This is a genomic window from Pseudomonas sp. PGPR40 (assembly GCF_022014505.1).
In the GTDB taxonomy this organism is placed as follows: domain Bacteria; phylum Pseudomonadota; class Gammaproteobacteria; order Pseudomonadales; family Pseudomonadaceae; genus Aquipseudomonas.
This window is the reverse complement of the sequence record NZ_JAKLSP010000036.1, coordinates 58,573-74,180: the sequence shown is the minus strand read 5'-3', so window position 1 is coordinate 74,180 and position 15,608 is coordinate 58,573. Positions and strand designations below refer to the sequence as shown.

The window sequence follows — 15,608 nt, the reverse complement described above, 5'->3', positions numbered from 1 at the left end:
CCATGGATGGCCGATCGCGGCGGGCCCACGGAGCAGGACCGGAGCGAGGGCATGCCGAGCCTAAGCGAGGCACCGAACGAAAGGGGCAAAAGCCCTTGGTTACTTGGGGCTTTTCCAAGTGACTCGCCGTAAGGGCGAAACCACCAGCCGCCCTGACCGCAGCAACGGATATGCCCCCCACCAACAAGAGCATGGTCGGCCCAAAGGCCGCCAAGGATCAAACAATCACACCGGTTCCCGCTTGACCCTGAACCAAGCCGCATACAACGCCGGCAAAAACAGCAACGTCAACGCCGTCGCCACAATCAGCCCACCCATGATCGCCACCGCCATCGGCCCGAAAAACACACTGCGCGACAATGGAATCATCGCCAGCACCGCCGCCAACGCCGTCAGCACAATCGGACGGAAGCGCCGCACCGTCGCCTCGATAATCGCCTGCCAAGGCTTAAGCCCGGCAGCGATATCCTGCTCAATCTGATCCACCAGAATCACCGAATTACGCATGATCATCCCGGACAAGGCGATCGTCCCGAGCATCGCCACAAAACCGAACGGCTGACGGAACACCATCAGAAACAGCGTCACCCCGATCAGCCCCAATGGCGCCGTCAGAAACACCATCACCGTGCGTGAGAAACTGCGCAATTGCAGCATCAGCAATGTCAGCACCACCACGATGAACAGCGGCACACCAGCCTTCACCGAGTTCTGCCCGCGCGCCGAGTCTTCCACCGTACCGCCGACGTCCAGCAGATAGCCGTCTGGCAGCTCTGCACGAATCGGATCGAGGGTCGGCATGATTTGCTGCACCAGCGTCGCCGGTTGTTCCTTGCCGTAGATGTCGGCGCGAACCGTCACGTTGGGCAGGCGGTTACGGTGCCAGATGATGCCTTCCTCAAAGCCGTATTCCAGCGTTGCAATCTGCGACAGCGCCACGCTGCGACCGTTATCGGTCGGCACGGCCAGACTTGGCAGCAACGCCAGTTCGGTGCGCTCATGCACCGTGCCGCGCAGCAGGATCTCGATCAACTCGTTGTCTTCGCGATACTGGCTGACGCTGGCACCGGTCAGCGAGCTTCGCAGGAAACCCGAGAGGTTTGCCGTGCTCACACCCAGCGCGCGCGCGCGGTCCTGGTCGACGTTCAGGTAAACGACTTTGCTCGGCTCTTCCCAGTCCAGATGCACGTTGACCACGTGTGGGTTCTCGCGAACCTTGGCCGCCACTTTACGGGCCAATGCGCGGACTTCCTCGATGTGCTCACCGGTCACCCGGAACTGCACCGGGTAACCAACCGGCGGGCCGTTCTCCAGCCTCGTGACACGTGAACGCAGGGCCGGGAATTGTTCGTTGAGGGTTTCAATCAGCCAGGTGCGCAGGGTTTCGCGGTCTTCAATGGTTTTGGCCAGCACGACAAACTGCGCAAAACTCGCTGCTGGAAGTTGCTGATCCAGCGGCAGGTAGAAACGCGGCGAACCGGTGCCGACGTAAGCCACGTAGTTGTCGATTCCGGCGTGATCCTTGAGCAGGCCTTCGAGACGTTTGACCTCCTCGGCGGTGTTGCTCAACGAAGCACCTTCGGCCAGTTTCAGATCGACCATCAACTCCAGCCGCCCCGAAGCCGGGAAGAATTGCTGCGGCACGAAACGGAACAGCACCACTGACGCGACGAACATCACGATGGTCAGGACGATCACCGTTTTGCGTCGGCGCACGCACCATTCAACCAGCCGTCTTACCCGCTGATAGAACGGCGTGCCATAGGGGTCGGGTTGGCCGTCGCCGGTACCATGTTTGGCGGCGTGAATTTTCGCCAGGTCCGGCAGGAGTTTTTCCCCCAGATAAGGCACAAAGACCACGGCGGCAACCCACGACGCCACCAACGCGATGGTTACCACCTGGAAGATCGAACGGGTGTATTCACCCGTGCCCGATTGCGCGGTGGCAATCGGCAGGAAACCGGCAGCGGTGATTAGCGTACCGGTGAGCATCGGGAACGCGGTGCTGGTCCAGGCATAGCTCGCGGCTTTGACCCGGTCGAAGCCTTGCTCCATTTTGATCGCCATCATTTCCACGGCGATGATCGCGTCGTCCACCAGCAACCCCAACGCCAGCACCAGCGCGCCGAGGGAAATTTTGTGCAGGCCGATTCCGAGGTAATACATGCAGGCGAAGGTCATCGCCAACACCAGCGGAATCGCCAGTGCTACGACCATACCGGTGCGCACACCGAGGGAGAAAAAGCTCACCAGCAACACAATCGCCAGCGCCTCCACCAGCACCTGAACAAACTCACCGACACCGGTTTTCACCGCCGCGGGTTGATCGGACACCTTGCGCAGCTGCATGCCGGCCGGGAGGTTTTTCTGGATCCGGGCGAATTCGACTTCCAGCGCTTTGCCCAGAATCAGAATGTCGCCACCCCCCTTCATGGCCACGGCCAGACCGATGGCGTCTTCAGCCATGAAGCGCATGCGCGGCGCCGGTGGATCGTTGAAGCCACGACGCACGTTCGCCACATCACCGATGCGGAATGTGCGATCACCGACGCGGATCGGGAAGTTCTTGATCTCATCGACCGTCTGAAAATTCCCCGAAACCCGTAGCTGCAAACGTTCGCTGGTGGTTTCGAAGAAGCCAGCGGTGGACATCGCGTTCTGCTCTTCTAGCGCCTGCTGCACCACCGCCAACGGCAACCCGAGGGTGGCCAGTTTGACGTTGGACAGTTCGATCCAGATCTTCTCGTCCTGCAACCCGAGCAGGTCGACCTTGCCCACATCCTTGACCCGTTGCAGCTGAATCTGGATGCGGTCGGCGTAGTCCTTGAGCACCGCGTAATCAAAACCTTCGCCAGTCAGGGCATAGATGTTGCCAAAGGTGGTGCCGAACTCATCGTTGAAAAATGGCCCCTGGATGCCCGGTGGAAGGGTATGGCGAATATCGCTGATCTTCTTGCGGACCTGATACCAGAGCTCCGGGATTTCCACCGAATGCATCGAATCCCGAGCCATGAACGTCACCTGGGATTCGCCCGGGCGGGAGAACGACGCGATCCGTTCGTACTCGCCGGTTTCCATCAATTTCTTTTCAATACGCTCGGTAACCTGGCGCGACACTTCCTCAGCCGTGGCTCCCGGCCAGTTGGTGCGAATCACCATGGCCTTGAAGGTGAATGGCGGGTCTTCGCTTTGGCCGAGTTTGGTGTAGGACAACGCGCCGACGACGGCCAGCAAGAGCATCAGGAACAGTACGATCTGGCGGTTACGCAGCGCCCATTCGGAAAGATTGAAACCCATCGGGGATTACTCCTTGTGCGCCAGATTGACCACGCGGTTGGAGCGATCCACCGGGCGCACTTGCTGCCCGTCGTGAAGCACATGAACACCGGCCGCCACCACCCAGTCGCTGGCGTTCAGGCCTTCGAGCACCGGCACGGTTTTCTCGCCGAATGCACCGACCCGCACCGGGGCTTTTTTCAAGGTGTTGTTGGCGCCGACCACCCACACATAAGTGGCACCGTTTTCCGCGGTGACCGCCGACAGCGGCACCGACAACGCCACTACTTCGGCGGTCTGGATGAACACCCGGGCGCTCTGGCCCAGTTCGGCGGGAACCTTACCGGCGGTAAAAGCGATACGGGCGGCGAAGGTGCGGGATTTCGGATCGGCCGCAGGCGACAACTCACGGATGCGTCCGGGGAAACGTTGATCGGGTTGGGTCCAGAGTTCTACCGAGACCGGTTGGCCGACCTTGAAGCGACCGAAACTCTGCTCCGGCAGGCTGATCAACACTTCGCGCTCGCCATCGGTGGCGAGGGTAAACACGGTTTGCCCGGCCGCCACCACTTGCCCGACTTCAACCGCACGTTTGGCCACTACGCCATCCTGCGGCGCACGCAGCACCGCGTAACTGGCCTGATTGGTCGAGACGTTGAATTCGGCTTTGATTTGCTTGAGGCGTGCTTCACCGGAGCGGTAGAGGTTTTCCGCATTGTCGTACTGCGAACGGCTGACCATCTGCCGCTCCATCAGGGTCTTGTAGCGATCACGCTCGGCCCGCACCAGGCTCAGGTTGGCTTCGGCGGCCGCGACCTGGGCACGGGTAGCTTCCAGTTGCAGGCGCACGTCCTGAGGATCGAGTTCCGCCAGGGGTTGGTCAGCCTTGACCCGCTGCCCCTCTTCGACCAGTCGTCGGCTGACTTTGCCGCCAATACGGAAGGCCAGATCGGGCTCATAGCGGGCGCGAACTTCACCGGGATAACTTTCCATGGCCTGAGCCGAAGGCTCTGGCTGTACGACCATGGCCGGGCGGATGGTGACTTGAGGCGCCTCTTCATGGCCACACGCAGATAATAAAAAAGCCAGGCTGACCGGCAATGCGAGGGACAAGGCATAGCGGAACATGGTGAAGGACCTTTCGCTAATGGTGCTTGGAATATTTATACTGGCCGGTATGTTATTAATAGCAAACTCACCAGTCCAGTATTAAAGCGAAGAATGTCGAACAATCTTTCAGCACCCAACGGTCCGGGCCGTCCCAAGGATCTGGCCAAACGCCAGGCCATCCTCGATGCGGCGAAAATCCTGTTTCTGAGTAAGGGCTACGCCAATACCAGCATGGATGCCGTGGCGGCCGAGGCCGGCGTGTCGAAACTGACGGTCTATAGCCATTTCAACGACAAGGAAACGCTGTTCGCCGCCGCAGTGATGGCTAAGTGCGAGGAGCAACTGCCAACGCTGTTTTTTGAATTGCCGGACGGCATTGCGGTGGAAACCGTGCTGCTGAACATTGCGCGCGGCTTTCATCAACTGATCAACAGCGACGAATCGGTAAACCTGAACCGGCTGATGATTACGCTGGGCAGCCAAGACCCGAAACTCTCGCAGATCTTCTTCGAGGCCGGCCCCGAGCGCGTGCTGCACGGCATGGAGGGGTTGCTGAGCAAGATCAATCAGAGCGGCGCATTGAGCATCGATAAAACGCGCAATGCGGCTGAGCATTTCTTTTGCCTGCTCAAGGGCGCGGGGAATTTCCGGCTGCTGTATGGCTGCGGCGAGCCGGTGATCGGGGATGCGGCTGAAGCCCATGTGCGGGAAGTGGTGGGATTGTTTATGCGGGCTTATCGACCGGAGGCGGTCTGATGATCGTTCCCACGCTCTGCGTGGGAATGCAGCCCGGGACGCTCCGCGTCCCTTTCGAAGCGGACGCAGAGCGTCCATTGAGGCATTCCCACGCAGAGCGTGGGGACGATCAGTATCAAATCAGGGTTTGAGCGCTTTCTTCGGATAAATGTCGTATCGGCTGGACTTGCCATCCAGCGCATGACTCGGTTTCGGCCCCTCGATGCACGGCGCCTTGCGTGGGCGTTTGACCACCACCCGGTGACTGGCCAGGGCCAATGCCGCTTCGAGCAATGCCGGCGCGTCCGGGTCGTCGCCTACCAGCGGCCGGAACAGGCGCATTTCCTTCTTCACCAATGCGGTTTTCTCGCGATGGGGAAACATCGGGTCGAGGTAGATCACCTGCGGCGGCTCGCCTTCCCAGTTGCGCATCACCTCGATCGAATTGCCCTTGAGCAAACGCATCCGCGCCACGATTGGCGCCACGTCGAAATCTTCCGCGCCGCGCGCCAGACCATCTTCAAGTAACGCACCGATCAGCGGCTGGCGCTCGATCAGGCTCATCTCGCAGCCCAGGCTGGCCAGCACGAACGCGTCCTTGCCCAGCCCCGCCGTGGCGTCCAGCACACGCGGGCGCACGCCTTGGGCGATGCCGACCGCTTTGGCGATCATCTGACCGCTGCCGCCACCGTACAACCGGCGATGGGCCGCGCCGCCCTCGACAAAATCCACGCGCACCGGTCCCGGTGCATCCGGCCCGAGTTGTTGCAGCTGCAACCCCTGCTCGCCCACCTGCAAGGCAAACTCGCCGTCATCCACCTGCAACGGCAACCCCAGGCGCTCGGCCCATTGCTCAGCCTGTGGCTGAAAGGTCGTGCCCAAGGCCTCGACATGGATGCGGCAGGCCGCAGGTTGCTCAATCATGGGAAAACACGCTCAAAAAATTAATGATCGGCAAAAATGGCCGATAACCAAACTATCGAGCATTTTGCCAGAGCTGAGCGTCGACCGAGAGAAATGTCAGACATTCAATCCACATTCACAGGTTTTATCTCGCCCTACGGCGACTACAACCTGCGAAACACCCAGGCACTGAGCGGCGTCAGCCACATCTGGCAGGATTTCTTTGCCCGAGCGCTGGCCGAACAGTCGGGTGAAGTGCTGCCTGAATCGCTGAATTTTCCGCCGGTCGATCTCGACAGCCCGGTCGAACCGACCGTTGGCAGCGAGCTGCTGGCGCACATCATTTCCCAGCGCGAATGTGATGTGAAAGAAACCGTAGTCCGGCCACCAGAGCCACTGTTCCTGCCGATTGCCGAATTCGAAATGGACCTGGCCGACAAACCGTTCCCGCCGTTCCCACCGCAAGAAATCGTCGCGCAACAGCAACAACAGAACTTCGATAGCGGCTGGGTTCGCCCGATCGTACTCACCGCTGGTCAACCGCTGCCAGAGCCTGGCACCGCAGCGCAACCGCGTCCGTTGCACTTGCCGATCGCCGAGTTCGAACTCGACCTGCTGGACAAACCGTTCCCGCCGTTCTCGCCCGAAGAGCTGGTGGAACAACAGAAACAATTCGATTTCGATAACGGCTGGGCACGCCCGATCGTTCTGCAGAACCTGCGCATCGCCGCATGACCCTCAGCGGCACCGCCACCACGGCCCGACATCCAGATGAAAGTGATTGCGATGGGCGGCGTTGTAGTCCGGGCTCAGTACCACACTGAACATATCGCAGGCGCCGTCGCGGACCTGATGGAGAAATCGCGCGTCCCGGTTATCCTTCGGCCAATCCTTGAGCACGCTGATCGATCGGCCGTCCGCCAACCGGAATCCGCTGATATCCAGGGCATCGGCCGTGGCATGCTGGCTACGTCTGCCGTTTTCGCGGTTGTAGACGTTGCGACAGGCGAAGCTGCCGATGTGGTCGACCCGTTTCACCGTCTGCCCGTAGACAGCCTGAGCCGCCGGTTGCAAGGCGTGGCGCTCGAACAAGGCGAACGCTACCGCCAGACGGCAACTGGCGAGGAAACTGCTGCTCAGCGCCGCTTCGCCACCGTGCACACGCAAGGTGTTGGTCAACGGGCAGGCCGCGTCCAGGCTGTCGGCCTGACGAGTTACCCGTAAACCGGAACTGCTCAAGGCTTGGTCGCATAGCGGCGGATCATCGCGCAGACGCATCAGTTTGTAGCGAGTCAGCAGGTTCGGTTCGGCCTTTACGTCCAGCGGCGCCCATGGGTTCCATTGCGGGGGAATGGAAACCCAGCCGCGCCAGACGCCCAACCCGGCAGCGCCGATGATCAACAGCACCAGCAACAGCCCCCAGCGAAACCGCATCGTCAGCCTTTGAACAATTGATTGGCCTTCTGGAACGGCATCGACCGGGAGGTGAAGCCGAAGGTCCCGTGTTGCTGGATTTCCTCGGCGGCGCGGAAGAACTCGCCATACGCCGCCAGGGCCAGGGCCGAACCGACGCTGATGCGTTTGACGCCCATTTCACTCAACTGCTCGACCGTCAGTTTGAGCCCGCCGGACATCAACACATTGACCGGTTTCGGCGCCACGGCGCGAACCACCGCCAAGACCTCTTCCGCGCTGCGCAGGCCCGGTGCGTAAAGCACGTCGGCCCCCGCCTCGGCGAATGCCTGCAAGCGGCGAATGGTATCGTCGAGGTCAGGATTGCCGTGCAGATAGTTCTCGGCACGCGCCGTCAGCACGAAGGGAAAAGGCAAACTGCGTGCCGCCGCGACGGCCGCTTCGATACGCGCGACGGCATGTTCGAAGCAGTAGATCGGACCGTCCTCACGCCCCGTGGCGTCTTCGATCGAACCGCCGACCGCACCGGCCTTTGCCGCACGCACAATACTTTGGGCGCAGTCGGCGGGAGCATCGGCAAAACCGTTTTCGAGATCCACCGCGACCGGCAGATCAGTGGCCGCGACAATCGCCTCAACGTTCGCCAGAGTTTCGTCGAGGGTCAGCCCGCCATCGGGACGGCCCCGGGAAAAGGCGTAACCGGCACTGGTGGTCGCCAGCGCCTCGAAGCCCAGGCTGGCGAGCATTTTCGCCGAGCCGGCGTCCCAAGGGTTGGGAATGACAAAAGCGCCCTCGCGTTCGTGCAGTGCTTTGAACGCCTGGGCTCGAAGGGTTTGCGCATCCATTGGCAGGCTCCTGAAAAGAGGAAACGAAAGTTAAGCGTGTGGGAGCGGGCTTGCTCGCGAAGACGGCGGCACAATCAACATTGTTGTCGTCTGACACTCCGCTTTCGCGAGCAAGCCCGCTCCCACAGGTTTTGCGCCTTAGCTGCTGGCATTAGGAAACGAAGCCGCTTCAGAGCAAGCCAAGTTGCTCGGCCGCGGGCTCTCTGTATAGCTCAGGCAGCGGCGGCAAGCCAGGCAAACGCAGCATCAGTTGTGCGTGAAAACGCCGCGCCAGTTTCGCTGCCAGCAGATTATCGGCGGTGTGCAGGAAGATATAGGGCGTGCGGCCCTCTTCGATCCAGACAGCGATTTTCTCGACCCACGGCACCAGGAACGGATCGTTGGCTTCAAGCACAGGATGACCGATGAAACGCACCTGTGGGAATTGAGTGAACGCAGCGGGACGAGGCGGCACCCGGGGCTTTTTCGATTGGGCGTGGAGCACCGAAGGATCGGTCGAGGTGCAGCTGAACAGCGCTCGCGGATCGAGACAGATGCGCTCGACACCGCGATCCAGCAACAGGCGATTGAGCATCCGCTCGGCATCGCCCTTGGCGAAGAACTCATCGTGCCGCACTTCGACCGCCAAGGGCCGGTCCACTGCGTCGATAAAACCGGTCAGCTCGGACAAGCGTTGAGGGGTGAAGCTTTTCGATAATTGCAGCCAGAGGGGAGAAACCCGTTCACCCAGAGGGCTGAGCAATTGCAGGAAGGTTTCGGCAGCGCTCAGTTGTTCGCGCAGGTCACCGCTGTGGCTGATGTCACCGGGGAACTTCGCGGTGAAGCGAAAGTGTTCGGGCATGGTCTCGGCCCAACGCTGCACAGTGACGGCAGACGGGCTCGCATAGAAGGTTGTATTGCCTTCCACGGCGTTGAACACTTGAGAATAAAGAGTGAGAAACTCGGCGGGTCTGGCGTCTTGCGGATACAAGTAATCGCGCCAGGCGTTTTCACTCCAGGACGGACAGCCGAGGTAGTAAGGCAGCAACATCAGATGTACAGATCGAGACCCAGTACATCCGCATCCCAATCGACAAAAGTGGCGGTGCTCAGGTAACTCGCCAGTGCCATCGCCACGCTTTTGCTCATCGCGCGGTGATAGATCATGTCTTGTTGACGCGCGGGAAGATTGCTCAGACGTTGTGCGGAAGCTTTGGCGGCACGGGCGGCCAACTGCTCTTCGGAAGGAATTTCCAGCTCGCCGTCGATATCGACGCAGTCGTCATCCGCCACAGGGCCGTTGCGGGGCTTGCGCTTGATGGGGTAGGACTGAGAGGAAACGCCGTCTATACGCATGAGTACATGTCCGGTATCAATGATGGCAGCTTAGTGGCACATAGCCCGCTTCGCAAACTGCCGAGTGATAACTAGAACACATAAAAGTGAAAAGGTTTAAAAGCGGCGGGTAGAAAACTCACGATTGGCTATCACCGGGGAGATTGCTTTCGCGGGCAAGCCTCGCTCCTACAGGATATCGTCGATATTTCGACTGGTTCAAAACCTGTAGGAGCGAGGCTTGCCCGCGAAGGGCTCAACTCGGCATCAAGGATTAACGCGCTTTCGGGGTCGCGACTTTATCGCGCAGATACACCGGTTGTGCCTCATCAGCCACGATCGCTTCACCGCGTTCCCAGGCAAAACGCGCCAGCGTCAGCAGGTCTTCGGCGTGGGGCAGCATGCCCGCGTCTTGCCCGCTCAGATTGACGGCAATGCGCTCGGCATACCCCCAACCGGTACCTGCGCCGAGCCACTCGCCACTGGCATCGGCCGGCAACGCAGCGGCTTCCGGTGGCAGTACGGCTTCGTTGCCCACCAGGCGCATTTCCCCCGCCGTTTCGCGGTAGCAACCCCAATACACCTCATCCATACGCGCATCGATGGCCGCTGCGACCTGGCTGACGCCGTGTTCGCGATAAGCCCGTTGAGCGAGTACGGCAAGATTGGAGACCGGCAACACCGGGCGATCCAGCGCAAATGCCAGACCTTGCACCACGCCAATGGCGATCCGCACACCGGTGAACGCGCCCGGCCCACGGCCAAACGCAATGGCATCGACTGCTTGCAGGGTAATCCCGGCATCAGCCAGCAGTTGCTGAATCATCGGCAGCAGCTTCTGCGCATGCAGGCGCGGGATCACCTCGTAATGACTCGTGACTTTGCCGTCATGCAGCAAGGCAACGGAGCAAGCTTCAGTCGCGGTGTCCAGGGCCAGCAAGGTACTCATCGATGTTTCCGTAAAAGAGGTCAGAAAAAGTGCGCCAGTATAAACAACTACGGCCCGCAAGCGGGCCGTAGAAGATAAAGCCGATCAGACTTTTCAGCTCAGTGCTTCAAGCACCTTGCCAGTGATCGCTTCAACCGAGCCAACGCCCGGGATATGGCTGTATTTTGGCTTGCCCTGCGCAGAGGCCAGCCCCTGGTAGAACTCCACCAGTGGTTTGGTCTGGGAGTGGTAGACCGACAGGCGATGACGCACGGTTTCTTCGGTGTCGTCCTTGCGCTGCACCAGCTCTTCGCCGGTGATGTCGTCTTTGCCGGCGATTTTCGGCGGATTGTAGACGGTGTGGTACACACGGCCGCTGGCCTCGTGAACGCGACGACCGGCGATACGTTGAACGATTTCTTCATCATCGACGGCGATTTCGACCACGTGGTCCAGCTCCACGCCAGCTTCTACCAGCGCTTGAGCTTGCGGAATGGTGCGCGGGAAACCGTCGAACAGGAAACCGTTGGCACAATCAGGCTGCGCGATACGGTCCTTGACCAGGGCGATGATCAGATCGTCAGAGACCAGACCACCGGCATCCATGATGCCTTTGGCTTTAACACCCAGCTCGGTACCGGCTTTTACAGCAGCACGCAGCATGTCGCCGGTGGAGATTTGCGGAATGCCGAATTTCTCGGTGATGAACTTAGCCTGAGTACCTTTACCGGCCCCGGGAGCTCCCAGCAGAATGACGCGCATCGATGTGCTCCTCAATTTTTATATAGATAACGTCAGATTCGCCTCGTGGGGCCAATCTCAAAAATAGGATCGCGACCGCCCAAACGGCCAAAGGCTGATCAAGATACACAGCAGGCCCTGCCCACACAAGCCGCCGAAAGTCGGAGAAACCCGCGCCAGAGGAGACCTTGCAAAGAGGTACCCCAAGTCGCAACCCCATCATTAACTGTCGCCTGACAGACCTTTTCGACCGCTCGCCAACAGGCACTCGACGCTCGCGCCGGGTGCCTGTCCCCCACGACAAAAACCTTAGCCAGTATTTCGCAAACCGGCGGCAATCCCCGCCACAGACACCAGTAACGCCTGTTCTACCGGGCTACCCTGGGCCACATCCTGTTGCCGCGAACGTGCCAACAATTCGGCCTGCAATAGATGCAGCGGGTCGAGATAAGTGTTGCGCAGGCGGATGAATTCAAGGGTGGCTGGGCTATGTGCCAGTAGCTGCGACTGACCGGTCAACCCCAGTACCACCGCACAGGCCTGCGACAATAGGTCGCGTAAATGCGCACCCAAAGGGAGCAGATCCGGCTCGACCAGGCGCTCATCGTAAGATTGGGCGATATCGGCGTCGGCCTTGGCCAGCACCATTTCCAGCATATCGATGCGGGTACGGAAGAACGGCCACTGCTCGCGCATCTGCCCCAGCAACTCACCCTCGCCACGCTCCAGCGCCTTGCTCAGCGCCGCTTCCCAGCCGAGCCAGGCCGGCAACATCAGGCGCGTCTGGGTCCAGCCGAAGATCCATGGAATGGCGCGCAAGCTTTCGATCCCGCCAGCGCGGCGCTTGGCCGGGCGGCTGCCCAAAGGCAAACGCCCCAACTCCTGCTCCGGGGTGGACTGGCGGAAATACTCGACGAACTGCGGATTCTCCCGCACCACGGCGCGGTAAGCCTTGACGCCATCGGCGGCCAATTCGTCCATCAAATGGCGCCAGGCAGGCTCAGGCGGTGGCGGCGGCAGCAAGGTCGCTTCCAATACCGCCGCGAGGTACAGATTGAGGTTTTGCTCGGCGATGTCCGGCAGGCCGAATTTGAAACGAATCATTTCCCCCTGCTCGGTGGTGCGGAAACGCCCCGCCACCGATCCCGGCGGCTGCGACAGAATCGCCGCGTGCGCCGGGCCGCCACCACGGCCCACGGTGCCACCGCGACCGTGGAACAACAACAGCTCCACTTGTTGCTCGCAGCAGATATCCACCAAACGCTCCTGCGCCCGATATTGCGCCCAGGCCGCTGCGGTGGTGCCGGCGTCCTTGGCCGAGTCGGAATAACCGATCATCACTTCCTGCGGCCCTTGCAGGCGCGAGCGATAGCCCGGCAGCAGCAGGAGCTTTTCGATCACCGGGCCGGCGTTGTCGAGGTCGGCGAGGGTTTCGAATAGCGGCACCACGCGCATCGGCCGCAAGACGCCGGATTCTTTGAGCAGTAATTGCACGGCGAGCACGTCGGAGGCGGCGCCGGCCATGGAAATCACATACGAGCCGAGGGAGGCCCCCGGCGCCGCGGCGATTTCCCGGCACGTCGCCAGCACTTCGGCGGTGTCGGCAGACGGCTTGAAGTACGCCGGCAACAATGGCCGGCGATTGTTCAGTTCGCGCATCAGGAAGGCGATGCGCTCTTCCTCGTTCCAATCCTCATAACGGCCCAGGCCGAGGTAGTCAGTGATTTCGGTCATGGCTGCCGTGTGGCGCGACGAGTCCTGTCGCACATCGAGGCGCACCAGAAACAGCCCGAACGTCACCGCGCGGCGCAGGCAATCGAGCAACGGGCCGTCGGCGATGACGCCCATGCCGCATTCATGCAGCGAGTGATAGCACAGCTCCAGCGGCTCCAGCAGGTCACGATTGTTTTGCAGCACATCGGCCGACGCGGGCGTGGTTGCCGTCAGGGATGCGTGAGCCCAATTACGGGTCGCGCGCAGGCGTTCACGCAATTGTTTGAGGACCGCGCGGTAAGGTTCGGCGCTGTCGCCGGCCTTGGCTTTCAACGCGTCACTGGCCTGCTGCATCGACAATTCGGCGGCGAGGTGATCGACATCGCGCAGGTACAAATCGGCGGCCATCCAGCGCGCCAGCAGCAACACTTCGCGGGTCACGGCGGCGGTGACGTTGGGGTTGCCGTCGCGGTCGCCGCCCATCCACGAAGCAAAACGAATCGGTGCCGCCTCCAGTGGCAAATGCAGGCCGGTGGCAGCATGCAGGGCCTGATCGGCCTTGCGCAAATAGTTGGGAATCGCCTGCCACAGCGAGTGCTCGATCACCGCAAAGCCCCACTTGGCTTCGTCCACCGGTGTCGGGCGGGTGCGGCGGATTTCTTCGGTGTGCCAGGCTTCGGCGATCAGACGCTGCAGCTTCACTTTGATCTGCTCACGCTCGGCGCTGGTCAGATCGCGATGGTCCTGGGCGGCCAGTTGCGCGGCGATCGCGTCGTACTTCTGGATCAGCGTGCGACGCGCCACTTCGGTGGGATGCGCGGTCAATACCAGCTCGATTTCCAGCCGCCCCAATTGCCGGGCCAGGGATTCAGGGGCATGACCCGCAGTCAGCAGGCGAGCGAGCAGTTCCGGCAACACCCGAGCCTCGAAGGGTGCGGGCTGCGATTCTTCGCGGCGGTGAATCAGCTGATATTGCTCGGCGATATTGGCCAGATTCAGGAACTGGTTGAACGCCCGCGCTACCGGCAGCAATTCGTCTTCGCTCAACTGGTTGAGGCTGGCGCTGAGTTCGGCGTCCATCGAACCGCGACGATCAGCCTTGGCGCCTTTGCGGATCTGCTCGATCTTGTCGAGAAAGTCGTCCCCATACTGTTCACGAATGGTACTGCCCAACAGCTCACCCAACAGGTGAACGTCCTCGCGCAAGCGTGCATCAATATCGGTCATCAGCGGTTCTCCAGCGAAAATCCGGCGGCTATGTTCAATGCCAGCTTTTCGTAGGAGCCAGGCTTGCCGGCGAAGGCGCTCTCATGGACGCCTTCGCCGGCAAGCCTGGCTCCTACACTGGCATTGGCGGCTATGCTTTGTTGTTAGAAGCTCTGTCATAGAGAGTGCCGTCGTAAAGCGCTTCTTACAAGCAGACGAAGGGACTTCAACTGAAGCTGGTTTCAACAAAGAAGCCGTACAACGGCTTGCCGCCGGCCACCGCCGGACACTCACCCCGCCTGCCACGAGCAGGTGCGCAATGAGGTCATCATGAAAATCCGCGAGCTCGCCAAACATTGGGAAGAAAACGCCAAGGGTCGCCTGACCGACACGGGCTACACGATTCGCCTGGACGTGGAAGCCGCCGCGCGGCTGGCGGCGATTATCGAGATGTACCCCAAGCGCCACCCCGAAGAACTGCTCGGCGAACTGATCGGCGCCGCCCTAGAAGAGCTCGAAGCGAGCTTTCCGTATGTGAAAGGGTCAACGGTGGTGGCTACCGATGAAGAAGGCGATCCGCTGTACGAAGACGTCGGTGCGACCCCGCGTTTTCTCGCCTTGTCCCGTCGTCATTTGCATGATTTATCGACCGATTGACAAACAAAAACACTGAATTTTCCGCCGAACTTGTGGGAGCGGGCTTGCATATCCTTCGATAATTGCATGTTCCCAAGCCATGAAATGCTCGGGCATACCGCTGCACATCGCTAAAATTCCCGATTTAGAGCCTTGTCCGCTCGGTCAAAGTTTTTCGGGCGAAAAGCCATCTTCTCTGAACTTTTAAAAAAAACTTCGGGTCAACCCAATAACCACGCCTGGGACGGCCGTTTAAAAACGCTCTGGAAATTGAAGGTTGCGGCTCCTTGCCCAGGATGGATTCAGATGTTTTTCAGGAGTTATCCAATGGAGTTGAAGACCATGAAGACCAGCACTGTCTCATCCTCGTTCATCCATCTGCGCAGTCTCAAACTGGCTGCCCTGGCCATCGGCGGCAGCTTAGTTCTGGCCGGTTGCGCCGGCAATCCGCCGAGCGAGCAATACGCCGTGACCCAATCTGCCGTGAACGACGCCGTCAGCGCCGGCGGTACCGAATTCGCCGCCGTGGAAATGAAGGCCGCTCAGGACAAGCTCAAACAAGCCGAAATCGCCATGCACGACAAAAAGTATGACGAAGCCAGAATGCTGGCCGAGCAAGCCGAGTGGGACGCCCGTGTCGCCGAGCGCAAGGCTCAGGCGATGAAAGCCGAACAGGCTGTGAAGGACGCCCAGAAAGGTGTTCAGGAACTGCGTCAGGAAAGTCAGCGCCCCGTGCAGTAAGCGCGCATTCCGACTTTCAAACCTGAAACGCTTATCGATAGAAAGGA

Annotated in this window: 14 protein-coding genes; 4 read left to right on the top strand and 10 right to left on the bottom strand. The window is 60.4% G+C overall.

All coding sequences use genetic code 11. The features are described 5' to 3' along the window. Positions 1-225 precede the first annotated feature (225 nt). Together MEB48_RS25700 and MEB48_RS25695 are read right to left on the bottom strand one after the other, a co-directional pair. Positions 226-3,297, bottom strand: coding sequence for an efflux RND transporter permease subunit (locus tag MEB48_RS25700; protein WP_237886601.1), 3,072 nt, complete (start codon positions 3,295-3,297; stop codon positions 226-228). Positions 3,298-3,303: 6 nt separating this feature from the next. After that, on the bottom strand, positions 3,304-4,404 hold the full coding sequence (locus MEB48_RS25695) for an efflux RND transporter periplasmic adaptor subunit (protein ID WP_237886600.1): 1,101 nt from the start codon (positions 4,402-4,404) through the stop codon (positions 3,304-3,306). 93 nt (positions 4,405-4,497) lie between these two features. Between MEB48_RS25695 and MEB48_RS25690 the strand changes: the two genes are divergently transcribed. Continuing rightward, on the top strand, positions 4,498-5,142 hold the full coding sequence (locus MEB48_RS25690; RefSeq protein ID WP_237886599.1) for a TetR/AcrR family transcriptional regulator: 645 nt from the start codon (positions 4,498-4,500) through the stop codon (positions 5,140-5,142). A gap of 120 nt (positions 5,143-5,262) precedes the next feature. On the opposite strand, the gene MEB48_RS25685 is transcribed toward MEB48_RS25690, so the two are convergent. Continuing rightward, complete coding sequence (locus MEB48_RS25685) at positions 5,263-6,045, bottom strand: class I SAM-dependent methyltransferase (protein ID WP_095631693.1); 783 nt, start codon at positions 6,043-6,045, stop codon at positions 5,263-5,265. Between the two features lie 93 nt (positions 6,046-6,138). Between MEB48_RS25685 and MEB48_RS25680 the strand changes: the two genes are divergently transcribed. Beyond that, positions 6,139-6,759 carry an energy transducer TonB gene (locus MEB48_RS25680; protein ID WP_237886598.1) on the top strand — a complete coding sequence of 207 codons (621 nt, stop codon included), beginning with the start codon at positions 6,139-6,141 and terminating at the stop codon, positions 6,757-6,759. Between the two features lie 3 nt (positions 6,760-6,762). Here the strand turns inward: MEB48_RS25680 and MEB48_RS25675 are convergent, their stop codons facing one another. The 7 genes from MEB48_RS25675 to ppc all read right to left on the bottom strand — a co-directional run bounded on the left by MEB48_RS25675 (position 6,763) and on the right by ppc (position 14,205). After that, the gene (locus MEB48_RS25675; protein WP_237886597.1) at positions 6,763-7,458 is read right to left on the bottom strand and encodes an extensin-like domain-containing protein; all 696 of its coding nucleotides are present in this window, start codon (positions 7,456-7,458) and stop codon (positions 6,763-6,765) included. A 2-nt stretch (positions 7,459-7,460) separates the two neighbouring features. Further along, entirely contained in the window at positions 7,461-8,282 is an 822-nt protein-coding gene (locus MEB48_RS25670) for an isocitrate lyase/PEP mutase family protein (protein ID WP_237886596.1), read from the bottom strand. 169 nt (positions 8,283-8,451) lie between these two features. Continuing rightward, on the bottom strand, positions 8,452-9,312 hold the full coding sequence (locus MEB48_RS25660) for a DUF72 domain-containing protein (RefSeq protein WP_237886595.1): 861 nt from the start codon (positions 9,310-9,312) through the stop codon (positions 8,452-8,454). Next, positions 9,312-9,617 carry a hypothetical protein gene (locus MEB48_RS25655; RefSeq protein WP_237886594.1) on the bottom strand — a complete coding sequence of 102 codons (306 nt, stop codon included), beginning with the start codon at positions 9,615-9,617 and terminating at the stop codon, positions 9,312-9,314. Before MEB48_RS25655 ends, MEB48_RS25660 begins: the two co-directional genes overlap by 1 nt. Before the next feature lie 253 nt (positions 9,618-9,870). Beyond that, entirely contained in the window at positions 9,871-10,545 is a 675-nt protein-coding gene (gene tsaB / locus MEB48_RS25650) for a tRNA (adenosine(37)-N6)-threonylcarbamoyltransferase complex dimerization subunit type 1 TsaB (RefSeq protein ID WP_237886593.1), read from the bottom strand. Between the two features lie 93 nt (positions 10,546-10,638). Beyond that, the gene (gene adk / locus MEB48_RS25645; protein ID WP_237886592.1) at positions 10,639-11,286 is read right to left on the bottom strand and encodes an adenylate kinase; all 648 of its coding nucleotides are present in this window, start codon (positions 11,284-11,286) and stop codon (positions 10,639-10,641) included. Positions 11,287-11,574: 288 nt separating this feature from the next. Then, positions 11,575-14,205 (bottom strand): phosphoenolpyruvate carboxylase, encoded by a 2,631-nt coding sequence (gene ppc, locus MEB48_RS25640; protein ID WP_237886591.1) that lies wholly within the window; start codon positions 14,203-14,205, stop codon positions 11,575-11,577. Positions 14,206-14,514: 309 nt separating this feature from the next. Between ppc and MEB48_RS25635 the strand changes: the two genes are divergently transcribed. Continuing rightward, positions 14,515-14,841: a pilin assembly protein gene (locus MEB48_RS25635; RefSeq protein ID WP_237886590.1), complete on the top strand. Its 327-nt coding sequence runs from the start codon at positions 14,515-14,517 to the stop codon at positions 14,839-14,841. Positions 14,842-15,147: 306 nt separating this feature from the next. Then, positions 15,148-15,561 (top strand): DUF4398 domain-containing protein, encoded by a 414-nt coding sequence (locus MEB48_RS25630; RefSeq protein WP_237886589.1) that lies wholly within the window; start codon positions 15,148-15,150, stop codon positions 15,559-15,561. Positions 15,562-15,608: the final 47 nt, after the last annotated feature.